The 23,091-nt window shown below is 48.6% G+C and carries 19 protein-coding genes and 1 tRNA gene; 17 read left to right on the forward strand and 3 right to left on the reverse strand.

The genetic code is table 11. The features are described 5' to 3' along the window. Positions 1-314 precede the first annotated feature (314 nt). The 9 genes from PHG53_03350 to PHG53_03390 all read left to right on the forward strand — a co-directional run bounded on the left by PHG53_03350 (position 315) and on the right by PHG53_03390 (position 8,425). The gene (locus PHG53_03350) at positions 315-1,382 is read left to right on the forward strand and encodes a sigma-54 dependent transcriptional regulator (protein ID MDD5380661.1); all 1,068 of its coding nucleotides are present in this window, start codon (positions 315-317) and stop codon (positions 1,380-1,382) included. A 987-nt stretch (positions 1,383-2,369) separates the two neighbouring features. Next, complete coding sequence (locus PHG53_03355; protein MDD5380662.1) at positions 2,370-2,801, forward strand: hypothetical protein; 432 nt, start codon at positions 2,370-2,372, stop codon at positions 2,799-2,801. Between the two features lie 284 nt (positions 2,802-3,085). Next, complete coding sequence (locus PHG53_03360; protein MDD5380663.1) at positions 3,086-3,835, forward strand: PEP-CTERM sorting domain-containing protein; 750 nt, start codon at positions 3,086-3,088, stop codon at positions 3,833-3,835. Positions 3,836-3,888: 53 nt separating this feature from the next. Beyond that, positions 3,889-4,674: a PEP-CTERM sorting domain-containing protein gene (locus tag PHG53_03365; protein MDD5380664.1), complete on the forward strand. Its 786-nt coding sequence runs from the start codon at positions 3,889-3,891 to the stop codon at positions 4,672-4,674. 16 nt (positions 4,675-4,690) lie between these two features. After that, positions 4,691-5,494 (forward strand): PEP-CTERM sorting domain-containing protein, encoded by an 804-nt coding sequence (locus PHG53_03370; protein MDD5380665.1) that lies wholly within the window; start codon positions 4,691-4,693, stop codon positions 5,492-5,494. 81 nt (positions 5,495-5,575) lie between these two features. Then, positions 5,576-6,277 carry a PEP-CTERM sorting domain-containing protein gene (locus PHG53_03375; GenBank protein ID MDD5380666.1) on the forward strand — a complete coding sequence of 234 codons (702 nt, stop codon included), beginning with the start codon at positions 5,576-5,578 and terminating at the stop codon, positions 6,275-6,277. Between the two features lie 29 nt (positions 6,278-6,306). Continuing rightward, positions 6,307-7,086, forward strand: a complete 780-nt coding sequence (locus PHG53_03380; protein MDD5380667.1) for a PEP-CTERM sorting domain-containing protein — start codon at positions 6,307-6,309, stop codon at positions 7,084-7,086. A 21-nt stretch (positions 7,087-7,107) separates the two neighbouring features. Continuing rightward, positions 7,108-7,791, forward strand: coding sequence for a PEP-CTERM sorting domain-containing protein (locus tag PHG53_03385; protein ID MDD5380668.1), 684 nt, complete (start codon positions 7,108-7,110; stop codon positions 7,789-7,791). An 85-nt stretch (positions 7,792-7,876) separates the two neighbouring features. Then, positions 7,877-8,425 carry a PEP-CTERM sorting domain-containing protein gene (locus tag PHG53_03390; GenBank protein ID MDD5380669.1) on the forward strand — a complete coding sequence of 183 codons (549 nt, stop codon included), beginning with the start codon at positions 7,877-7,879 and terminating at the stop codon, positions 8,423-8,425. Positions 8,426-8,530: 105 nt separating this feature from the next. On the opposite strand, the gene PHG53_03395 is transcribed toward PHG53_03390, so the two are convergent. After that, positions 8,531-8,604 (reverse strand) — tRNA-His (locus PHG53_03395). Between the two features lie 100 nt (positions 8,605-8,704). Continuing rightward, on the reverse strand, positions 8,705-11,425 hold the full coding sequence (gene ppdK, locus PHG53_03400; protein ID MDD5380670.1) for a pyruvate, phosphate dikinase: 2,721 nt from the start codon (positions 11,423-11,425) through the stop codon (positions 8,705-8,707). Between the two features lie 763 nt (positions 11,426-12,188). Between ppdK and PHG53_03405 the strand changes: the two genes are divergently transcribed. From PHG53_03405 to PHG53_03440, 8 genes are all read left to right on the forward strand, one after another. Beyond that, positions 12,189-14,912, forward strand: coding sequence for a lectin like domain-containing protein (locus PHG53_03405; protein MDD5380671.1), 2,724 nt, complete (start codon positions 12,189-12,191; stop codon positions 14,910-14,912). 659 nt (positions 14,913-15,571) lie between these two features. Continuing rightward, the gene (gene nusA / locus PHG53_03410) at positions 15,572-16,843 is read left to right on the forward strand and encodes a transcription termination factor NusA (protein MDD5380672.1); all 1,272 of its coding nucleotides are present in this window, start codon (positions 15,572-15,574) and stop codon (positions 16,841-16,843) included. Positions 16,844-16,890: 47 nt separating this feature from the next. Next, the gene (infB, locus tag PHG53_03415; GenBank protein ID MDD5380673.1) at positions 16,891-19,458 is read left to right on the forward strand and encodes a translation initiation factor IF-2; all 2,568 of its coding nucleotides are present in this window, start codon (positions 16,891-16,893) and stop codon (positions 19,456-19,458) included. A gap of 35 nt (positions 19,459-19,493) precedes the next feature. Continuing rightward, the gene (gene rbfA, locus PHG53_03420) at positions 19,494-19,886 is read left to right on the forward strand and encodes a 30S ribosome-binding factor RbfA (GenBank protein MDD5380674.1); all 393 of its coding nucleotides are present in this window, start codon (positions 19,494-19,496) and stop codon (positions 19,884-19,886) included. Positions 19,887-19,931: 45 nt separating this feature from the next. After that, on the forward strand, positions 19,932-20,558 hold the full coding sequence (locus tag PHG53_03425; GenBank protein MDD5380675.1) for a hypothetical protein: 627 nt from the start codon (positions 19,932-19,934) through the stop codon (positions 20,556-20,558). 34 nt (positions 20,559-20,592) lie between these two features. Further along, the gene (gene hisG, locus PHG53_03430) at positions 20,593-21,468 is read left to right on the forward strand and encodes an ATP phosphoribosyltransferase (protein ID MDD5380676.1); all 876 of its coding nucleotides are present in this window, start codon (positions 20,593-20,595) and stop codon (positions 21,466-21,468) included. Positions 21,469-21,565: 97 nt separating this feature from the next. Next, entirely contained in the window at positions 21,566-22,042 is a 477-nt protein-coding gene (locus PHG53_03435) for a DUF134 domain-containing protein (GenBank protein ID MDD5380677.1), read from the forward strand. Further along, positions 22,039-22,404: a NifB/NifX family molybdenum-iron cluster-binding protein gene (locus PHG53_03440; protein ID MDD5380678.1), complete on the forward strand. Its 366-nt coding sequence runs from the start codon at positions 22,039-22,041 to the stop codon at positions 22,402-22,404. Before PHG53_03435 ends, PHG53_03440 begins: the two co-directional genes overlap by 4 nt. Before the next feature lie 105 nt (positions 22,405-22,509). Here the strand turns inward: PHG53_03440 and efp are convergent, their stop codons facing one another. Then, the gene (gene efp / locus PHG53_03445; protein ID MDD5380679.1) at positions 22,510-23,067 is read right to left on the reverse strand and encodes an elongation factor P; all 558 of its coding nucleotides are present in this window, start codon (positions 23,065-23,067) and stop codon (positions 22,510-22,512) included. Positions 23,068-23,091: the final 24 nt, after the last annotated feature.

Raw genomic sequence — 23,091 nt, forward strand, 5'->3', positions numbered from 1 at the left:
AGGTATCAAGCACTTACGGTTCTAAGCCGATTAACACTGCTACATTAAACCTTCGTTTTCGGCATAAAAAGGGTGTTTTTTGCTTTACTGTGACTAAGACTTTAAGGCGGGAAAAATCCAAAATATAGAGAAAAACTTAAGGCAGTCCGATAATTTTCTTGATTTTTCCGCCTTAATACGTTAAAATCCCCGTCTGGAGAAGTGAGAGAGAATGCCCCTGATACGCACTTCGGGAGTATATCTCACTCTAAACAGTTATTTTTACTGTGACGGTGATACTTTACCCTCACACAGAAAAGTTTTGTAAGATTAAAATGATACAAAACAACAAGGGTGATACATCGCACGGAATGGCATCAAACTCGAACGAGCCTTTGAAAAACAGGGGCTCACGGTTTTCCATATCCGGCAAGAACCGAAGTGCTGAGATTGAGTTCGTTGGTAGCTCCGCCGCTCTCACTTCGATTCTCGAAACAATCGAAGCAATTGCTGCACGAAAGTGTCCTGTGATAATAACCGGCGAGACCGGCGTAGGCAAGGAGCTGGTAGCGCGGCAAATCCACAATGCCAGCGACCGCTCCGGGAAAGTTTTTGTCCCAGTTGACTGCACTACACTGACCGGCCAGTTGTTCGAGAGTCAGTTGTTCGGCCACGCAAGAGGCGCATTCACCGGTGCTGTTGACTCTACGCTGGGTTTCTTCAGGGCTGCTGATGGCGGCACAGTCTTTCTCGATGAAATAAGCGAAATCCCGCTCGAATTGCAGGCCAAGTTGTTGCGCGTTCTCCAGGAGGGAGCCGTAACACCGCTTGGCTCAACAAAATCTTATCCCATTGACGTTCGCATTTTATGTGCCAGCAACGTTAACCTGTGTGAAATGCTCAAGGAAGGCACATTCCGCGCCGACCTGTACTATCGGCTGAACGTGGTCAGTCTCGAAGTCCCGCCGCTCCGCCAGCGTAAAGAAGATATCCTGCCGCTGGCTGAATACTTTCTGGCAAATCAGTCGACCTTTTACGGTGAACCCCCCAAAGTCCTGAGCCAAACGGCCAAAAAACTTCTGCTGAATTACGCCTGGCCCGGCAATGTCCGTGAGATTGCCAACGCTATGGAACGTGCCTATGTTCTGACTACGGGTGAGGAAATTCAGCCGGCCGTGCTGCCGTTCGAAGTTATAATAGCCGATTCAGCCGCTTATCCAAATCGCGACTTGCCAACCCTTGATGAGGTAAAACGCAAGATTATTACACAGACGCTCGAATTTACCAAGGGCCGCAAAATTGCTGCTGCAGAAATTCTCGGCATCGAGCGCCGCTGTCTGAATCGCTTAATCGATAAGTTAGACATCTCTCTCCCGCAGACAAAGCAAAAGCCTGGCAGCTGAACCGGGGCTTTGCCGTCATCTCCGTACAGAAAAACTCAAAAATAAAAGCTGCTCTTTTATTCACTCAAAACGAGACCGATGCTGCAACTTTAACCATACCGACCAATATGGTCACCACCGACCAGATCTGTCGATTATCCGCCAACTAACCCGCACATAAAAACTTGCAGCAGAAACTATCGCCGCTTGCCGACCATAACGGTTGATTCACTTCCAAAAACACTTTTAAAGCCGGAAAAAATTCGCAGTACATAGCTGCCGTTATAACAAGCACTTAAGAAATTTTTTCTCATCACACAAAACTCTGGCACGCGGCTCGCTCTAATGAAGTTCAGTGCTACAGAGCAAAGCAGCTGAAGATGCAAAAGAGATAAGCTCTTTGAAAAAATTAGAAAGTTGAGAGCAGACACCCCTTAGCGGCAAGGCCAGTCCGCAAGTTGGGTGATAAGTATAATCCGCCCGGGGACGGATTGATGCTCACGAGGAGTTTTCTCCCCCCAAGCTGGACCTTGATAATCCGTAAGGTTACCGGGTCCGGCAGAAATTGACACCCTTGTCTGGGTGATAATTATAAACTCTCTCTCCTCCTCTTTTGCTGGGTTTGAGGAACCTAACAATAAACCCAGCACGATGACAAACACCCTTTAGGGGTGATAATGATAGATGAGTGTGTTTTTTACAAGTGAATAAAAAGAAAACAAAAGAAGCCGATGTGATTCTTCATCATCTCCTCATTCAAGCTGGATTTGATGATACGGGCTGGTGAGAAATTTACGGAAGGTGAAAACTCTAAGGCAGGAGAAAACTTTAGGGCTGGAGAAAGCTTTATGGCAGGAGAAAACTTTAACGATAGATAACTTTTGGGTTACGAACTCTCTCTCCTCCTCCTTTGCTGGGTTTGACGTATCTAACAACAAACCCAGCACGATGATAAACACGGCCCAATACAAGCCGTGATAACGATACAGATAAGTTTAGGAAACGCACATGATTATTCTCGTACAAGCAAACGTGTTAACGGTTGGCCTCGACGGCAAGAACGAAGTACTGCGAGAGCTGCCGATCCGATTGGTAACAATGCAGTCTGGAATAAAGGCTGCTCGCTCTTTAAAAACTGAAAAAGTTGACAGTGTTATCAGCAAGTGGGACCTGGATGATATGGAGGACGGCCAATTTCTCAAGAATCTGCGAGCCGTAAAGCCTGAGATTCCAACGATAGCTTTCGTAAAGGCCGGCGACCAAACACAGGAAATCACGGCTCGAAGTCTCGGTGTCTCGGCGGTTTTGACCGATGATACAGATGATGAGCTCTTCCGTGAAACCGTCGCCAATATCCTCGGACTCAAAGACATTGCCTCCATAAAAGCAATATCCACTGCTGAAAACCGCCGTCACAAAAAAGAGAAAATTACAAAGTAGCCCCCGGTCAGACGCTAAGATACTGCCGGGTGCGATTGAGAGCATACACCCCTTAGAGGCAAGGCCAGGCCACAGGCTGGGTGATAAGTATAAATGCTCGCGAGGAGTTTTCTCCCCCCAAGCTGGACCTTGATAAACCTTAATAGTCTAAAACCAAAACTGGCCTAAAGAGAGGTTACTGGGTCCGGCAGAAAATTAACATCCCTGTCGGGGTGATAACAATAACTGCTACGGGCAGTCCGCAATAAAACAAGGAAGGCAAATGAGGGACGAGGAAAACTAAAATGAAAATGATAATCGCAATCTGTGTCGCAGCAGGATTGATGATTTTTACGGCCCCTGCGGTCTATGCATTACCATCGGATAATTTCGATGACAATTCAAGGGACATATCTCTATGGAATCTCTATGGCGAGAATGATTTCGTATGGCTGGAAGAAATCAACCAGCGACTGGAGCTGCGCTCAATAGCATCGTATCCGGACCCTGATTATTTCGCCAATGGCTGGGGGCTTCTGCCAACGGACGACTTTTCCTTAAAGATAGATTTCAGTCACATTTCCGAACTTCCGAACGCTGACTTTTCCCTTCACCTTGGTCTCGCCAAGGATGAGGATAACTATGTTGTAATAGAGGCCGGCTATGGAGATGCCGAAGGGAGCGGCACTCACTCATTTTTTTACTGTGGTGTAACTATAGACGGCACCGAAATCAGCAAAGGCGAGAAGGATAAGACCGAAGATTTCGGAACTCTGCATATATCTTACGATGCGAGCAAAGACGAATTATACCTGAGCGATGCCGGCTACTGGACAGATGATGCCTGGGTCACCATCCCGGATTTGCTGCAGGATACGTGGGGCGGCAGCGCTGTCTCACCATATATAGGCGGCTGGGCCTATGGCACACCCCTGGCTTCCGGCGACGCCTACCTCGACAACTTCGTGGTCGATAGCGGCGAGTTAGTTCCCGAGCCGGCAACGGTTGCCCTGCTGGGCCTTGGTGCGTTGAGTCTGATTCGCAGAAAAAAATAAACAAAAAGAATGTAATAAAAGAAACTGAAAATTTAATGGAAATAAGGAGAAAAATGATGAAGAAATTAAATGCAACCTGGTTAGTAGTTGCGTGTGCCATAGCAGCATTATTGGTCTCGGCCATGCCGGTTCAGGCCGGTCTGGTCACTTTCGATGGTCCCGGCTATGTTGCTGGCGCGACGCCGCCGGCGCCATGGACGGACCGTTATACCGCAACAGGTGACCCCAAATCCGACCTCGTGTACCAAGTCGTGGCCGGCGCCGGTGTCGACGGTTCGCAGGCCCTGACAGTCTTTCAGAACGGCTACTTGGAAGGTGCTGCCGTCTATATGCTGCCCACGCCGCTGACCTCGGCCGATGGTGCTCAGCGCATCTCGGTGATGCTGGACCCGTCGCAGAACGACCCTTATAACTTCACTTCTTTCGGTGGTGTCTCTATGGGACGCGGCGGTTGGATACAAGACAGTACGGCTGTCTTTCGCAGCGTCAATTTCTTAAAGAATGGAGCCACGAACTTCCAGATTGTTGGCCCCGGTGGTTTATTTGGACCCTTCGTAGCGTCAGCAGCACAGAACTATTACGAGATTGCATTCGATATCAATGCTGATTTCTCCTTGATTTTAATCACCGTGACCGCACCGGGCGGCGCCACGATGACTCAAACCACAAGCTGGGACGGCGGGGATATCAACAAGGTCTGGCTGTGGGACGGCGACAGTGAGTATAGCGGCCAGCCCGTCTATTACGATAACCTGTACGCAGGCGTCCCCGAACCGGCAACGGTTGCCCTGCTGGGACTTGGTGCTTTGAGTCTGATTCGCAGGAAACGAAGCGTGTAAGTTCGAAAAGGAATAATTGTCGGCTGCGGTCGATCCGCAGCAAAAAATAACAATATCAACTAATGCGGAAAGGAGAATTAAAATGAAAAAGTTAATTTTAACAAGCTTGTGTGTGCTGTTTTTCGCAGGCACGGCCTTGGCAGATTGGAATCCGGGCGACTCATATAAGATGCATTATCCACAACTGCCAGACCCCACCGGATGGGATGTGCAAGCTAATGACCCTGAGTTGGCTGACGACTGGCTGTGCACGGGAACCGGTCCGGTCTCAGACATACACATCTGGTATTCTGTGTTCGGCGATGAATATAGCGCTATTCTTCAGGGTGGGGTTGTGAGAATCTACTCGGACAGCCCCGACCCGGACGATGATGGTCCGCTTTTCAGTCATCCGGATAAGAAGCTGTGGGAATGGGTATTTAGCATCGATGATCCGCGTGTAAGTTCGCGTTTGTACGGTACGGGTGACCAGGGCTGGTACAATCCCAGAAACGAAGAGGTGTATGCCAATAACCACGACAACATCTACCAACTCAACATCGTCGATATCCCTGACCCATTCGAGCAGAAGGAAGGCGAAGTCTACTGGCTGGCCCTGCAGTTAAATGCGACCTTCGCTATGGGATGGAAAACCTCGTTGGACCACTGGAATGACGATGCCGTCTGGTCGAACGGGACGATCGGAGGTCCATGGAACGAGTTATGTGACCCCTACACCGGACAATCGCTGGATATGGCATTCGTCATTACGCCAGAGCCAGCAACGGTTGCGTTGCTCGGTCTTGGCGCTTTAAGTCTTATCAGGAAGAAACGTGCATAAATAAAAAAGAAAGGTCCAAAATGCGGAGCACTTTATAGTGCTCCGCAGAATGGCCTTGAAACTAAAAAAAGAGGAAAAGGTATGAAAAATCATTGTTTAATACTCATCTTACTAACGTTTCTTTCTGTCGAATTCATACCGGCCAATGCCAAGGCCAGTCTTACGATAGCAACGTTTGCCGACCCATCAAGAAACAGCAACAATCCGCTGTTTACCGTGGATTTTACGCAAATGAAATTCACTGGCGGATGGGATGATGAAAAAACAGGTCTGACCCTCGAAATCCCTTATAGCGATTACACCATTGAAAACGGTACTGCTTTTGAAAATGTGTGGTTTGAAATGACTGACGTGAACATAACAGACATAGATGTTATATGGGGTCAGAAATTTGGTCAGACTGGTTCCGGCGTGATTAGCTTTTACGAAGACGACACTAACACAGACCCATTGGTGGTTATTGAATTTGATAGTGGTCTTGTATGGCAGCAGAGCTTTGGAGGGGACGAAATATTTGTTGCTGAAAACGTAACAATTACAGGTTCCAAAATCACCGGCACACTTTCAGAGGAACAATTTACTTTCGGTTTTGCTAATCAGGCGAAACTGCCAGGCCCTACTGACTGGAACGATGGATTTACCGCCACGGCGGCATTTACTTCATCAGCAGTTTCCACTTCCGCACCGGCCCCCGAGCCGGCAACGATTTGTCTGCTCGGCCTCGGCGCTTTAAGTCTGCTTCGCAGCAGGAAAAAGAAAACACAAGACAAGGACAATGAATGATTGTTAATTAAATTTTGACTGGAAAAACCATGAAAAAAACTGAAATTTTAGCGATAACAATTATCTGCCTGACTCTGACCGTCAGCGCAGCTAACGCCGATATCGGACCGCTCTCAACATCAACAAGCCAGGCATCAATAGATTGGACATCGTTGACTGTAACCGGAGACATTACGTGGCTTGATAAAGGCAGTGAGTCACACACCCGGGCAGAAGATGATACAGCGTGGGATGAGGATTACGACGCAGCATCGGGATGGGTTGACACAGACGCTTTCGCTTCGATAACAGGTTCGGTTTACCATGCATACGGTGATGCTTATACCGATGCTGATAGATTATTCGAAGAGGTGTATGCGATTGTAAATGAAACTACCACAACGTGGGCATATGCTGATGCATATGCGTATCGCTGGGGCGACTTCATTGCAAACTCGTCCGGCTCGGTAACATTTTCAGCAGATTACGGGCTTTCGCAGGACTTAGGGTCGGAGAATCCAGGTAACTGGACGTATGGTTTTGCAGAAGCAGGGTTATGGCTGAAGAAAGAAAACACGAATGATGAAGTCGAAGACATAGCAGAACTCGAAAACTTTAACTTTTGGGCGGATGGCCAAGTTATTAACTATTCGGACAACGGCACATTGACAATAACACTATGGTTTGAGGCAGGAGAGATAGGGCTTTTTGACGCCTGGGTATATAACGAAGCAGTGGCGGCAATCCCCGAACCGGCAACGATTTGTCTGCTCGGCCTCGGCGTTTTGAGTCTCGTTATCAAAAAGAAGCAGCAACTAAAAATAAAATAAGGAGAACTTCAGATGAAAAAATTGACCGCTATCTGTGCAATTTTCTTAATTTCGTCGGTCTCGCCCAACACCGTCTCGGCCTTAACCAATGGCGGATTCGAATCCGGAAACTTTACCGGCTGGACCACGATCGGCGTCGCTTCCATCGAGACTGCAGCTTATGGAGCCGGCCCTACCAAAGGTTCATATCAAGCGTTGGTGGTCAGCGAGGGTGGTTCTTTAGTTTCGGATTCCGCCATAGAGACATTTCTTGGCCTTCCGGTTGGAACACTGGATGGCTTCTTATTCGACGACGATGCGACCGCAGGTTCAGCAATCAAACAAACTATCACGGTCAGCGAGGGTGATGTGCTGACGTTCGATTGGAATTTCCTGACGGACGAGGTGGAAGAGGGAGACAATGTCCGTGATTTTGCGTTCGTCTCGCTCTCCACCGGATACGCAGATATCCTGGCGGACGCGGTTTTTTCGGTGTTCGTTCCGTCCAGTACCCCGTTTAACGACGAAACCGGCTTTGCTATGTTTTCATACGGCTTCACAACCAGCGGAACTTTTACCCTGGGTTTTGGGGTGATGCATGTGGAAGATAATGATGTCGATTCCGGCCTGCTGCTCGACAATGTTATTGTCACTCCCGAGCCGGCAACGGTTGCTCTGCTCGGCCTCGGTGGTTTGAGTCTGCTTCGCAGAAAACGGAGCGTGTAAGTTTGATTTAAAAGGAATAATTGTTGACTGCGGGCGGTCCGCAGCAAAAACGGGAATATTACCAGAATAAAAAGAAGGATTAAAAATGAAACTATTGATTCTGATTTGCCTGCTGGTTGCGACGGTAGCTGTGCCTGCCTCGACGGCAAGAGCCGCAGGCGCAGGCATAAATCCGGCAGTATGGAATTTCGCATTAGAGAGTCCCGCAGGAGATGCGTCCTGGACCTCAGCCACAAATGTTGTCACAGGTTGGCCACAGTACGATTATAGCTGGGCGTTAAGCTATGCGGATGCGCAGGTGGGCGGCGGCTGGTACGACGTACTGGGCTACATACCTGAAAGTGACAAAAGCGGCTCCGGTACCGAATATGCACTTCCCTTTGTCGTATTAGACATCAATTTAGGAGAACCAGGGATATTTACCGCCCACGTCCTGGCCGGCGTAGACGCCGGCGGTTATGGCTACGCAAATATTACTGACGTAACTCTCGGTCAAGTCGGGGGCTACGATGTAACAGGCTTCCGATGCGGCGGAACAGCGACGGTCACAGCTGTCCCCGAGCCAGCAACGATGGCTATCCTCGGCCTCGGCGGTTTGCTGATTGGTCGAAACAGGAAATTTAACAAGAAATAAAAATAGCCACGGCTAATTAATAAGCAGTCGTGTTTGATATATATTGGTAGCCGAGCCGACCGGGCTGATTCAAGCCCTGTCGGCTTTCGGTATTTGAAGGGAAAGGGTGAAAGACGGGATTCGAACCCGCGACCCCTGGATCCACAATCCAGTGCTCTAACCAGCTGAGCTACTTTCACCAAATCAACCACCTATTGTCCACTGATTACTGATGATTGTCAATAGTCACAAAAAGGGCGCCCATACAGGCGCCCTAAGGTGTTTTCGCAAATTTACGGTTTAACCGTTCGTAACCATCGCCTGCGCAGAAGCTAATCTCGCAATAGGCACCCTGAACGGTGAACACGAAACATAATTCATCCCGACCCGGTGACAGAAATCGATGCTGCTCGGCTCACCACCGTGCTCGCCACAGATACCGACTTCAAGGGTTTTTCGCGTCTTGCGGCCTCGCTGAATGCCTATTTTTATCAGCTCGCCGATGCCCTTCTGGTCGAGGGCCTGGAACGGGTCCTGCGGAAGTATGCCCTTTTCGAGATAAGCCGGCACAAATCCGCCTATATCGTCGCGAGAAAACCCGAAGCCCATCTGGGTCATATCATTCGTTCCGAAGGAGAAAAATTCCACAGACTCGGCTATCTCGTCGGCCACAATCGCCGCCCGCGGTATTTCTATCATCGTGCCAATCATATGCTTGATTTTCTTAAGGCCGAATTTAGCCAAAACTTCCTGATAAACTTCTTTCACAATCACCATCTGGTCGTTGATTTCTTTCACATCGCAGACCACCGGTATCATCATTTCCGGATACGGCTTCTTTCCTGCTTTAAGAAGCTCAGCCGCCGCCTCGAAGACCGCCTTAATCTGCATTCGGCTTACTTCAGGATAAGTAACGCCCAAACGCACACCTCTGTGTCCCATCATCGGGTTCGATTCGTGCAGAGCATTGGCACGTTTGGACAGTTCCTCCAGACTTATATTCAAATCGCCGGCCAATTGCTGCAATTTGGCGGGGTCCCGCGGCACAAACTCATGCAGCGGCGGGTCAAGCAACCGAATCACTACCGGCAAACCATCCATCGCCTCTAATGTTCCCTTGATGTCTTTTTTAACATACGGGAATAATTCGTCTAACGCTTTTATTCTTTCCTCTACGGTTTTGGAAACAATCATCTTGCGAAGGATAAACAACGGCTGGTCGGAACTTTTGCCGTAGAACATATGCTCGGTCCTGAATAGGCCGATGCCCTCGGCCCCGAACGCTCTTGCCCTTTGTGCGTCTTCCGGCGTGTCGGCGTTAGTGCGTATCCCAAGCTTCCTTACGGAATCACAGACCTTCAGGAAGCTGTTGAGGACCTTGTTCTCTTCTCCAACGTCCATCATCGGCAGTTGCCCTTCGTAAACATTGCCTTTGGTGCCGTTGAGCGTAATCCAGTCGCCTTCCTTCAATATCTTTTCGTCGGCCTTGATTTCCTTTTTGGCGTGATCGACGTGCAAAGCCCCGCACCCCACGATACAGCACTTGCCCCAGCCGCGGGCAACCAGTGCGGCGTGCGAAGTCATTCCGCCGCGGGCCGTCAAAATCGCCTCTGCCGCCCGCATACCCTCAACGTCTTCTGGATTGGTTTCTTCACGAACAAGTATTACCTTCTTGCCTTGCTTTTTCCATTCGACCGCATCGGCGGCGGAAAATACGATTTGCCCCGTCGCCCCGCCCGGCCCCGCAGGCAAACCCTTGGCCAACGGCTTATGTTCCTTCTCCGTTTTTGGGTCAATTATCGGGTGCAGCAGTTCATCAAGCTGCGATGGTGTCACACGCATTACCGCTTCTTCTTTCTTTATCAGCTTTTCTCTGAGCATATCAACAGCCATTTGAACCGCTGCTGGCCCGTTGCGCTTGCCGACTCGGCACTGCAACATAAACAACCGCCCCCTCTCGATGGTAAACTCAATGTCCTGCATATCGTGGTAGTGCCTTTCGAGCTTGTTCTGAATTGCGTCAAGCTGCTTGTAAATCTTAGGCATTGCCTTTTCCAGCGAAACCAGCTCCCTGTTCTGCTCGCTCTTGGTGGCCTCGTTAAGCGGGTTGGGAGTGCGGGTGCCTGCCACTACGTCCTCACCCTGTGCATTGACTAACCATTCGCCGTAGAACTTGTTCTCGCCTGTTGCGGGATTGCGGGTGAACGCAACGCCCGTCGCCGAATCCGTCCCCATATTGCCGAACACCATCGTTTGAACATTGACCGCCGTCCCCCATTCGTCCGGTATGCCTTCTATCTTCCGGTAGCTTACCGCTCGTTTGCCGTTCCATGAAGCAAATACCGCGTGAATGCCTCCCCATAATTGCTCGTTCGGCTCGTCAGGGAAATCCTTGCCTAAAACTTCTTTGATTTTCTTTTTAAATTGATTGCAGAGCTGTTTCAAATCATCGGCCGTCATGTCAGTATCGCCTTTATAGCCCTTGCGTTTTTTCAAATCCGCCATAATCTTTTCCATCTGTTTGCGGATGCCTTCTTCGTCCTTAGGCTCGATACCTGCCGCCTTTTCCATTACCACATCGGCATACATCATAATCAGCCGACGGTATGCATCGTAAACAAAGCGGGTATTCCCGCCGCTCTGCTCTATCAAACCAGGGATGGTTTTTTCGGTTAAGCCGACATTCAATACCGTCTCCATCATTCCCGGCATCGACTTACGTGCCCCCGAGCGAACCGATACCAAAAGCGGATTCTGGATATCGCCGAATTTCTTGCCCATCAGTTTCTCTACTCTCTTCAGCGATTCTTCCACTTTCTCTTTAAGCCCCTTCGGGTCTTTCTTTTTATTTTTATAGTAATAAGTGCAGACTTCCGTAGTAATCGTAAACCCCGGAGGGACCGGCACGCCAAGCTTGGCCATCTCTGCAAGGTTTGCACCTTTGCCGCCCAGAAGCTCTTTCATTTTTGCGTTGCCGTCCGCTTTGCCGCCGCCGAAGAAATAAACCTGTTTCGCTGCCATTTCTGAAAATCTCCTTTCATTATGTCTAATGCACTGCTGTAAAAACCAAGTAGTATATTACTCCGAACCCGATATGTCAACACTTTACTGCGTTTAGCCCTGCCATCTTTTATCCGCCGTGGCCAAGGATTCCGCTGGACAAGAATTTATTCGCAAAAGCGTAAGAATTTCAATCAAAAGTGCAGATTTTCGAACCAAACGCGCAAGTTTATGTAAGAAACGTTCGAAAACGTTCAAAAACCATACAGAAATATTCAAAAACAGTACCAAAACTATACGGAAATATTCGACAATTTTTTACCTATATGCGCAAATGATTGAAATCTCCTCCACAAGTCATCGGGGTGTCCTTGGGAGGACAAATTGACTAAGGTTGGTGAGCTCCCTCGACAAGGCTCGGGACCTGCGCTCCGGCCTGCGCATTTGATTGAAATTTCCTCCGTGAGGCTTTTTAGGTGGTGCGAATTTCCTGCCGACAGGTATACGATGTTCCTCGGATAGCTCAAGAACAGGCAAGATTTTGTTTGACAAACGGCATAAAATATGCTAATCCGCCGATAAGTTCATAAATTCTTTGGAAGCGGCGGATGCAGGCCGTATCGCACCCACCTACGACGTCCAGTTATGGAGTAGGATGATGTTTATCAACTCGCAAGGGCTGATTCGTATGCCGTCCTCAGGTACTCCCTGCGATGGTATGCGGTTTAGCCCCATTCTCAAGGATCACACATATATAAAGAGGACACACCAAATGGAATCGCCAATGTTTGGGGAAATTGCGAATCTTTCCCAAAGAGGGCAAAGAAATCAAGTTAACACCTTTGGTATCGCCAAATGCGCGCTTTTACTGCTATGTCTATCAGCAAATATTTCACTGGCGGCAGGTAATTCCTCTGCTTTACTTTCACTTGCTCCTATCAACCCGGAGTTTACTGGGTGGCAAAGCAAGGCGGCTACTTTTAACCTCGAATTGCGTGATACACTCGGCTTGATTCCTTCACCAATTGACAGGTCTCATCTTCTAACTCAGACACGTGTACTTGCACAACTTGAAGGTTTACCGCCCAGCTACGACCTCAGGGATTATGGGTGGGTTACTCCCGTCAAAAATCAAGGAGATTGTGGCTCCTGTTGGGCTTTTGGCTCGTATGGGTCGTTTGAAAGTTGTCTCCTGAAGAACGCGGCAGAGACTTGGGACTTCTCTGAAAACCACCTGAAGAACTACCACGGTTTCGACTGGGGTCCTTGTGATGGTGGTAATGCCGATATGAGCACTGCTTATTTAGCTCGCTGGTCAGGACCGATTAGTGAAGCCGACGACCCTTACCACGACTATGATGACCGTCCCTCGCCGGGAGGCCCGTGTCGGAAATACCTGGAAGGGGTATTGTGGTTTTTCACGGCCAGTGACATCAAAAACGCTCTTATGACATACGGTGGTATGTATGTAACGATGTACATGAGTTCTGCATATTACAACTCATCCGAGCACACATATTATTATAACGGCAGCAACAGTGCTAACCACGCCGTGACCCTTGTCGGCTGGGATGATAACAAAGCTGTAACCGGTGCGCCAAGTAGCGGCGCCTGGCTCGTGAAGAATAGCTGGGGCACTGGCTGGGGTAACAGCGGGTACTTCTGGATTTCTTACTATGACAGCGTCGCTGTCAAATACTCGGCAGCTTTCTACGATGCCGTATCTACCGAGTCATACACGACTAACCACCAATATGACCCGCTGGGATGGACAACATCTGCGGGGTATGGCACTACCACCGCCTGGGCCGCCAACATTTTTATCGCTACTGCGAACGAGCAGCTAACGGCAGTCGGCCTGTATGCCGGTGCCGATGCCACTTCATACATAATCTACATTTACGACGACTTCAACGGCAGCACATTTTCTGACCTTTTGGGTTCTGTTTCCGGCACACTTACTAATTCGGGCTACCATACAATCCCTCTGGCTCCGCCAATCAACCTGACGACAGGCAATGATTTTTCGACAGTCGTAAAGTTCACCACTCCCGACTATAACTATCCTATTCCGGTAGAAATGGACTTTGCGGACTATTCCTCGAGCGCCACTGCCAGTCCTGGGCAGAGTTACGTAAGTCCCAATGGTGCGATGTTCACTGACTTAACGACCTATGACGGATTTGAGAATGCTAACGTATGCATCAAAGGACTGGCAATCATCATTCCGAGCCCGCCCATTGCTGAAGATGTTAACGTTTCAACTTTATTGGATACTCCGGTAACAATTACACTCCGGGCCATCGATGACGGTCTGCCCAATCCGCCGGGCGTCTTAAGTTATATTATTACATCACTGCCGACTAACGGCAGCCTGATTGACCCAGGTGCAGGCGGCATAATCGCTGTCCCCTGCACACTCACCAGCAACGGCAACCAGGTCATTTATACACCTGCAACCGATTATACCGGCCCGGACAATTTTACATTCAAAGCAAATGACGGGGGAACGCCCCCTGACGGCGGCGATTCGAATATTGCTACTGTTTCGATCACGGTTAATCCGGGAAGATTTACTATTTTCTCCGAAGATTTCGAAAGTGGCCTAGGCAGTTTTACCATAGACAATAGCTTCGGCGATGGTTCAGGATTGTGGCATCTGACTGCCATTTGTAATTCCGTCCTGTCCGGCCACTCTACGCCGACTTCGCTCTATTATGGCCAGAATAGCACATGCAACTACGACGCTGGACAAACTGAAGGGATAGTAATTTCTCCCGTAATCAGTCTGGCCGGAGCCTCGGCTATCCTGTTAGAATTTAACTATATGCTCGAAACAGAGCAGCTTTCAGAATTTGACATAGCTTCAGTGGAGGTCTCGGAGAACGGTGGTGACTTCGTAGAATATCTCAGTAATACTGCGGGAACTCTTCAGGACTCTTCCGGTGGCTGGGTTCCAAAAACATTAGATCTTTCGTCAATGGCAGGGTCTAATATTCAGATTCGCTTTCGGTTCCGGACGATTGACGATGTATACAATACTTACCCCGGTTTTTATGTCGATGATGTAAACGTGACTGGGGCAAAGTACACTATTTCCGGCCACATCCGGAATGAATGTAACGTTCCTGTGGAAGGTGTGCTGGTCGATGCCAATAATGGTGGCGGCCAGGACACGACCGATGTCAATGGTTTCTATGAGGTCCAGGTGAATTACAACTGGTCTGGGACGGTGACGCCGACCAAGAACTATTATACGTTTGACCCGAATTGGAGGAGCTATGCCGATGTTCTTGCCAACCAGACGGAACAGAACTACCAGGCCGCTAATATCTACGACCTTGATTGTAACGGCTCAATCGGTTTTGGTGATATTGGGATAATAAGTGAAAACTGGCTTGATGGTCCAGATCTTCCAGGTGATTTCTACAAGGATGAGGATGATATTGTTAACTTCCTGGATTTCGCTGAATTTGCACAACACTGGCTTGAAGGCAACATCCCGTAAGCTGGTTAAAGCTTGATAATCATTCAAGGGCAAAAATTTAGGGGAGGGATTTTTGTTTCTCCCAATTACATAGGCATAAACCTGCCGGCATCGCCCCTGCCGGCAAAGGGTAAAAATCACGTGAAATACGGAGGGTAAATCTTACCTGCAAACCTATCTTGAGAGGGGTTTTGACAGTTTAAGGACGGTTTTGGACTGTTAGTTGCGATTTTTTGGGACCAAAATCGGGCAAAAATTGTGCGAATTTGGTGAAAAAACTATTGCCTGCAGGACGTTTGACGATTATCATATGGTGTTTGATTGTAAGGATTAACGGCTACCAGAGCCAAATTAAAACCGCCGCAGGCGGGTAAAGGTGTGAGAAAATGGTTTTGACAGGAATGAGTGAACAGTGCTGCACAGGGAACTAAACAACCTGTACGGCTGTGCCTTTGCGCAAATGGTGGCCTGGAAATCGGCGTTTCTACTTCAGGAGACGAGTGAGGTTTGCTGTTACTGGAGGCAGTTGATGTAATAAGGTAAGCTACAACCTCTGTTTGTTTCGGGTTTGTTTTTGAAGTGGAAGCTGTTGAGGTTTCCACTTTTTTTTGGCAAGGACCGCCCTGCTTTCCGCCTTCGGCAGGAAGACGCGTAGGGCGAACAATATTAGGAAACTAACTATGAGTCAGGAAATAACAAGAATAGTCGACAATATAGCACGCGACAAGAACATCGACAGGGAATCCATTTTCGCTGATTTGGAAGAAGCTATGGTATCAGCGGTCAGGAAGCAGTTCGGCGAGCCGGAAAGCGAAATAACTGTACACATCGACCGCACCACAGGCGAAATAACGGCTTTCAAGGACAAAGTCCAAATTGATATGACACACCTTGGTCGAATCCCCGCCCAGACAGCCAAGCAGGTGATGATTCAGAAAATAAAGGCCAATGAAAGAGACAGCATCTACACCGAGTTCAGCAAGCGAAAAGGAACTATTGTCAGCGGCTCTGTTGTCCGGTACGAAAGCGGAACATTAATTGTTAATTTAGACCACCGCGCCGAAGGCTTTATGCCCAAGAACGAGCAAATAATGGGGCAGAGCCATCACCCGGGCGAGAGGATTCGATGTCTGATTCTTGATGTGAAAGAAACTTCAGGCCAGGTCAAGATTATCCTGTCACGCACGCACCCGGATTTTATCCGAAAATTGTTCGAGCTGGAGGTGCCGGAAATTTCAGAAAACATCATCGAAATACGTGCGCTGGTGCGGGAAGCAGGCTATCGAAGCAAAGTTGCAGTTGCCTCGTCCGATGAAAAGGTTGACCCGGTTGGAGCGTGCGTTGGCGTTCGTGGCAGCAGAATAAAAAATATAGTCGACGAGCTTGGCGGTGAGAAAATAGATATTGTCCGCTGGAACGAGTCGTCACAGGTGCTTATCTCCAATGGCTTGATGCCGGCAAAGGTCAGCGAAATTGCTTTGTGTTTTGAGCTGGGAAGAGCAACGGTAGTGGTGGATGAGGACCAGCTTAGCCTGGCTATCGGAAAGCACGGGCAGAACGTCCGGCTGGCGGCAAGATTGACGGGATGGGATATCGATATACTAACACCTGACGAGTACAATCAGGGCATCGAACGTTTGACAAATTGCGTCAAAACTGCGGCAGGTGATGATACGCTAGTCGATAAGCTGATAGCGCTCGGAGTTATATCGGTTCTGGATTTGGAAGATGTCGGGGCAGAACCCCTCGTTAGCGAACTGGGTATTGATGCCGGTTTAGCTGAGAAATTGATTGCAACAGCAACTGAAGAAGCTAGGCGTTTGGCGGCTGAGCCGAAAAAACAAGCGGAAAGCCTGCTGGAAAAGCAAAGTGACCACCAGCATGATGAATCTGCCTTAGGCAAAGAGCTGGAAGCGACAGATAATGAACAAACGGTAACAAACAACGAATAGCCGGTTGAAAAAGAACCTGAATTCACTGTTCAGGAATTGGAGTTTTTTTGGCTGCCACGAGAGTTTACATTCTGGCTAAGGAGCTTGGAGTAAAAAGCACTGCTATTGTGAAGAAGTGCCAGGATGAGGGGCTGGACGTTAAGAACCACATGTCCTGGATTTCGGCAGGTCTGACGGCGACTGTTCGCGAGTGGTTCAGCGAAGGAGAACACGCCACAACGGTTGAGACGACCGAGAAGGTAGACCTGAAAAAGGTCCGGCTCAAGAAAAAACGGGTAACAAAGAAAGGAAAGAAGCCCGAACTAGTCGAGGCCCAGGCAGAACCTGAAGCAACTGAGCAAAAACCTGCGGAAACAGCAGTTATCGAAGAAGTAAAACCGGAAGAAGTAAAACCAGTCGAGCCCCCCAAGGAACAAGAGCCGGAGGTCATACTGCCTGCCGGCCCGCTTTTAGAAAAGCCCGAGCCAGCCAAACTGAGCGGCCCGCAGGTAGTTCGGGTCGAAGCGCCGGAACCATTAGGACCGCCGAGACCAAGACAAAAATCAAGACCAAGATACGATGCACCTGTTACTGAGCCGTTGATGTACACCAAAGGGAAACTGGAAGAGCCAATTGTGGCTTCACCGAAGGAAAAGGGACGAGGGCCAAAACGACACAAGGAGAGAACGCAGGGACGTCGACACAGTGATGACGATGTAAAAGTCATAAAACCGCTCAAAGTCAGCAAATGGCGACAGAGGGACATTGAAGAAAGACAAGCTCGGCTTGATGCGGCCGGCGGCGAAAGTCTGCGATTAAGGCCGACACGCAAAATCCTTACCAAGGCCCACGCAAAAGCTGTTGAAATCAGCAGACCGAAAAAAGCGACAATAAGCGAGCCGATTACAGTAAGGGATTTGTCTTCTGTACTGGCGGTAAAATCGGCAGACATTATCACTAAATTGATGCAGCAAGGTGTAATGGCCACTGCCAATCAGGTAATAAGCTCCGAAGTTGCGGAACTGGTTGCTCTGGAGCTCGGCACAGAATTGGTTGTAGAGCACAAAAAAACTCTGGAAGAGCAGATACGGGCCGAATTTGACGGTAGGCAAAAAAATAATCTCGAAAAACGTTCGGTGGTGGCAGCTATGCTGGGCCATGTTGACCACGGCAAGACCAGCCTGCTGGACAAAATCAGGACGACTAAGATAGCGGCCGGCGAGGCCGGCGGTATTACACAGCATATCGGCGCCTCTCAGGTCAGCTGGGACGATAAGAAGGTGACATTCCTTGACACGCCAGGTCATGAGGCGTTCACCGCGATGCGGGCACGCGGTGCAAATATGACCGATGTCGTGGTTCTGACGGTTGCCGCCGGGGACGGAGTGATGCCCCAAACCATCGAGGCAATACATCATGCCAAGGCAGCGGGCGTTCCGATTATTGTAGCATTAAATAAAATAGATTTGCCCGGCATCGATTTTAATCGCGTTTACGCGCAGCTGTCTGAGCAGGGTTTGACACCGGTGGAATGGGGCGGAGATACGGAAGTTGTAAAAACCAGTGCCGTTACCGGCACCGGCATTAACGATTTGCTCGAACACCTCGATTATACAGCCGAATTACTCGACCTCAAGGCTGATAACACGGTACCTGCGACCGGATGGGTAGTGGAGGCGAAGATGTCACCGCAGCTTGGTCCTGTGGCAACTCTTTTAATTAAAGAAGGCCGACTAAACAAAGGCGATGTGGTGCTTGCCGGCTGCGCCTTCGGCAGAGTGAAGAGCCTGAAAGACGGCTACGGCAAGAAGATAAAGTCAGCTGCAAGCTCTATGCCGGTGGAGATAGCAGGTCTGAGCGATGTACCGCAGGCAGGCGACAGATTTTACGTCACGGATGATATCAACAGGGCCAAAGCTGCCGCTGAGGAAAACCAAATGCTCTCGCGGGAAAACTCGCTGGCCAAACGAACACAGGTAACGCTGGATAATTTATTCAGCCACATAGAGTCCGGCAAGATAGCCGAGTTGAATCTTATCATTCGTGCCGATGTCCAAGGTTCGGTGGATGTTTTGACGAAATATTTATCTGAGCTGAGCACCGACGAGGTAAAGGTTAAGATTTTACATGCGGCGCCGGGCGGTATCACAGAAGGCGATTGTCTGCTTGCCGAGGCGTCGAACGCCATAATAATCGGCTTCAATGTTGTGCCTGAAGAACGCGTGGCCAAGATTGCAGAAACCAGAGGCATTGAGATAAGACTCTACGATATAATCTACCGCATAACCGAAGATTTACAAAAATCCATGGCCGGCCTGCTTAAACCCGAGGAAAAAGAGGAGCCCGTTGGCAGGGCCGTGGTAAGAACTGTTTTCAAAATTTCGAAGCTCGGCGCGGTGGCAGGTTGTTTAGTCAGCGATGGTATCGTGACCAGAAGTGCCAAAGTTCGCCTGATACGTGATAATATCGTAATCAGAAGCGACCTGACCATAGAGTCCTTAAAGCATTTCAAAGATGATGCCCGCGAGGTCAAGGCAGGCCTGGAGTGCGGCATTAAGATAGCTAAATTCGACGATATTAAGGTCGATGATGTTTTTGCCCTTTATGAAATCGTTAAAGTGGCAAGAACCCTTTAAATTGGTAATTAGTAATTATACCATTTGACCAAACAATGGCGACAAGAAGGCAGGAAAAGGCGGCACGAGCGATAAAAGAAGCGGTCAGCGACGCTATTGCCAACCATCTTAACGACCCGCGTATCGAGGGCTTTGTGAGCGTTACGAGAGTTGATGTAGCTGTCGACTTGCGCAGTGCGGAAGTGTATCTGAGCATCTTCGGCAAAAATGATACCGCCCAGGACAAAACTTATGAGGCGATAACGCACGCCAGGAGTCGAATACAATCGCTGCTGGCAGGTTCGCTGCAGTGCAAATTCTGTCCTGTTTTGCGGTTTCATAAGGACGAGAATTTCAAGAAGACGCTTGAAACCATAAAATTGATAGAACAGGCCGCAAGTGAGCGGAAAAAGAGGGATTCGGTTGACGAAAAACAAGAGCCGTTGTAAACTCGTGCTGCGTAACGCGAGCTGCCGAAACCGACAGGGAATTTTATGAAAAACGGTAAAAACTATTCGAAAAAGGTACAGAAACTGTACCGTTCATTGAAACATAAACATCCGGCAGTCCGTAAAGTCACATACGAAGAGCCGGTGGACGCCCTTGTTTATGCCATCGTTAGCTCGGAATTGAGCGAGCCGGCGGCGCAATCCGCGATTAATAAGCTTACGGAGCATTTCGTTGACTGGAACGACCTGCGTATTTCGCGGGTAGAAGAAATCGCCGAAGCAATTGGGGTGGAAGTGTCTGCTGCAAAAAACATAGCTTCGGCGCTTACTGCAGCTTTAAAGGCCGTATTCAGCAAATATAATATGGTCAGCTTAAAAGCATTGAGCAAGATGAGTAAACGTCCGGCTAAAGCGTTCCTCGAGAAAATAGAAGGTGTCAACCGCTTTGTGGTCGATTATTGTATGCTTACGTCTCTGCATGGACACGCAATCCCGCTCACAAAAAAGATGGCAGAATATCTGAAAAGCAACGAGTTGGCACACGCGGAAGCCGACGAGGAAGAAATAGAAGGCTTCTTGGCCAGGCAGGTCTCGGCTGAAAACGCCTACGAGTTTTATTCTCTTTTACGGAGAGAGAGCGAAGCACGCAAGGCGGGTAAGAAGAAAAAATAAAACAAAAGCTAAAAGGAAGGAACCGTTGTTTGAGATGTCAGAAAAGATATTAAAATTAGGTATACCCTCGGGCAGTTTGCAAAAGGCGACGGTTGAACTTTTCGGCAAGGCCGGTTTCAACATCGTCGAATCCGAAAGAAATCTCCGGCCTCGCATAGATGATGAGCAAATCGGGCTAACTATGCTGCGGGCACAGGAGATGAGCAGATATGTCGCCGGGGGCGAGCTCGACGCCGGAATTACTGGCTTCGACTGGATAGCAGAAAACAAATCAGATGTAGTAGCGGTCGCTGAGCTTGCATACAGCAAAGCTACAAGCGAACCGGCTAGATGGGTATTGGCCGTGCCGGACGAGTCAAAGGTGAAAAAACCGGCCGATTTGCGCGGAGGCATAGTCGCAACCGAGCTGGTCAAGGTAACAGAGAAGTATTTCGCAGATAAAAATATCGACGTAAAAGTCGAATTCAGCTGGGGTTCTACGGAGGTAAAGGCACGCCTTGTTGATGCGATAGTGGAGCTTACCGAAACAGGGACCTCACTTGTGGCGAATAATCTGCGGGTGATAGATACCGTCATATCTTCTACGACAAGATTGATAGCAAATAAAAAAGCCTGGCAGGATAAATTCAAGCGGGAAAAAATAGAAAATATCGCCATTTTGCTCAATGCTGCTGTCGAAGCCCGCACCAAAGTCGGCTTGAAAATGAACATAAAGAAAAGCGCCCTCGACAAAGTCTTAAAGATTCTTCCTGCCGAGAAAAGCCCGACAATTTCAAGTTTGGCCGACAAGGATTATATTGCGATAGAAGTCGTCATCGACGACAAGGTCGAGAGGACACTGGTCCCGGCTTTGAAACGCGCCGGAGCATCCGGGATAATCACCTATCCGCTAAATAAGGTCATCCACTAAAAAAGCTGAAAATATAGCACAAAATTAAAATTTTAATTGACAAAGATATTAGAATGTCTTATATTATTGGCATATGCTAATAATATAGGAAAGTTATATGTCTCGGCCTTTTAAATGCAGAAGAATTTGTTGCGACCCAAAATCGGATTATTTTAAACCTCGCGGCATACCTGTAACTCGATTGGAAGAGATAAACCTTACTATGGACGAACTCGAGACTATTCGCCTTGCAGATTTAGAAGGAATTTATCAAGAGAGCGCGGCTTCGAAGATGAATATTTCACGCCAGACATTCGGCAATATTGTTAATTCAGCCCACAAAAAGATAGCTGATGCGTTGTTAAATGGAAAGGCATTGAAAATAAAAGGAGGTGTATACGCTATGGCAGAAATGAGAAAATTTAAGTGCTACGTTTGTAACAACACATGGGAAGTTCCTTATGGAACAGGCAGACCAAAAGAGTGTACTCAGTGCAAAAGCACCAATATCCACAGAGCTGCAGAAGACAGGGGTTATGCCAGAAGAGGCGGTGCTGGTTATGGCAGAAGACGATGCGGGAGGTTATCAGTATGAGAATATGTATCCCGACAGAAACAAATGCAGGCAAAGATGCGAAAGTATACAGCCATTTCGGAAGTGCTCCCTATTTTACTGTCTATGATACGGAAAAAGATGATAGCCAATCGATTGAAAATTCAAATCAACATCATGTACATGGCGCCTGTCATCCTATAAGTGTTTTAACCGACAAACAGATAGATGTGGTAGTTTGTGCTGGTATGGGAATGCGCGCTATACAAAAGCTTAACGGGGCGGGTATCAAAGCATATAAAGCATCTGGAGCAACAGTCTTGGAGATAATCGGAAAATACAAAGCAAATGAATTAAAAGAGATTACCTTAGAAGATGCTTGCAGTCACAACGGATGCCATTAAAAGGAACTGTTACAATAAAAGCTACCCCAACAGGGACAACATCCGTCCCGACATTTCAGGGACCTTGTATTTCAAGATTAAAGTTTGCCCGTCATTTTTTGCGGGTTATTTCGCTCTTGCAAGGTAGGAGGCGTCATCTGTGCTGATACGAACAACGTCGCCGACATTGATAAATGGGGGAACGCGGACTTTCAGGCCTGTCTCAAGAACAGCTTCTTTCATTTGATTCGTTGCCGTGGCGCCTTTTAGCATCGGCGCTGTTTCTGTAACGGCCAATTCGACCGCCTTGGGCAGCTCGATGGTAACAACTTTACCATCGCACGCCAATGTTACTACAGGTGTATTAGGTTTGAAGAATTTTATCGATTCGCCGATTAAATCATCTGGGACGGTGGTCTGGTCGTAGGTCTGTGTATCCATAAGGATATGACCGGAGCTGTCGGAATAGAGATATTCCATCTCGCGCCGGTCGAGAAAGGCCTGCTCCAGCTCCTCGGTGGAGCGGAGACGTTTTTCGATTATGATGCCGTCTGCGATGCATTTTAACTTGGCCTGCACGAACGCTCGCAGGTTACCCGGCGTTACGTGCTTTGCCTGGACGCATACATAAAGCTTTCCGTCTAAAATGGCGGCCATACCAACTCGTAAGTCATTTGCCTTCATATCAAGTTTCCCATTTGGTTCTCA

This window comes from Phycisphaerae bacterium (assembly GCA_028714855.1).
Lineage (GTDB): Bacteria > Planctomycetota > Phycisphaerae > Sedimentisphaerales > Anaerobacaceae > CAIYOL01.

Coding starts and splice junctions, on each gene's coding strand:
- PHG53_03440 (MDD5380678.1), top strand. CDS start 22,039: ATGAGAATATGTATCCCGACAGAAACAAATGCAGGCAAAGATGCGAAA.
- PHG53_03380 (MDD5380667.1), top strand. CDS start 6,307: ATGAAAAAAACTGAAATTTTAGCGATAACAATTATCTGCCTGACTCTG.
- PHG53_03405 (MDD5380671.1), top strand. CDS start 12,189: ATGTTTGGGGAAATTGCGAATCTTTCCCAAAGAGGGCAAAGAAATCAA.
- ppdK (MDD5380670.1), bottom strand. CDS start 11,425: ATGGCAGCGAAACAGGTTTATTTCTTCGGCGGCGGCAAAGCGGACGGC.
- PHG53_03390 (MDD5380669.1), top strand. CDS start 7,877: ATGAAACTATTGATTCTGATTTGCCTGCTGGTTGCGACGGTAGCTGTG.
- rbfA (MDD5380674.1), top strand. CDS start 19,494: ATGGCGACAAGAAGGCAGGAAAAGGCGGCACGAGCGATAAAAGAAGCG.
- PHG53_03425 (MDD5380675.1), top strand. CDS start 19,932: ATGAAAAACGGTAAAAACTATTCGAAAAAGGTACAGAAACTGTACCGT.
- efp (MDD5380679.1), bottom strand. CDS start 23,067: ATGAAGGCAAATGACTTACGAGTTGGTATGGCCGCCATTTTAGACGGA.
- PHG53_03360 (MDD5380663.1), top strand. CDS start 3,086: ATGAAAATGATAATCGCAATCTGTGTCGCAGCAGGATTGATGATTTTT.
- PHG53_03355 (MDD5380662.1), top strand. CDS start 2,370: ATGATTATTCTCGTACAAGCAAACGTGTTAACGGTTGGCCTCGACGGC.
- hisG (MDD5380676.1), top strand. CDS start 20,593: ATGTCAGAAAAGATATTAAAATTAGGTATACCCTCGGGCAGTTTGCAA.
- PHG53_03435 (MDD5380677.1), top strand. CDS start 21,566: ATGTCTCGGCCTTTTAAATGCAGAAGAATTTGTTGCGACCCAAAATCG.
- PHG53_03365 (MDD5380664.1), top strand. CDS start 3,889: ATGATGAAGAAATTAAATGCAACCTGGTTAGTAGTTGCGTGTGCCATA.
- PHG53_03375 (MDD5380666.1), top strand. CDS start 5,576: ATGAAAAATCATTGTTTAATACTCATCTTACTAACGTTTCTTTCTGTC.
- nusA (MDD5380672.1), top strand. CDS start 15,572: ATGAGTCAGGAAATAACAAGAATAGTCGACAATATAGCACGCGACAAG.
- PHG53_03350 (MDD5380661.1), top strand. CDS start 315: ATGATACAAAACAACAAGGGTGATACATCGCACGGAATGGCATCAAAC.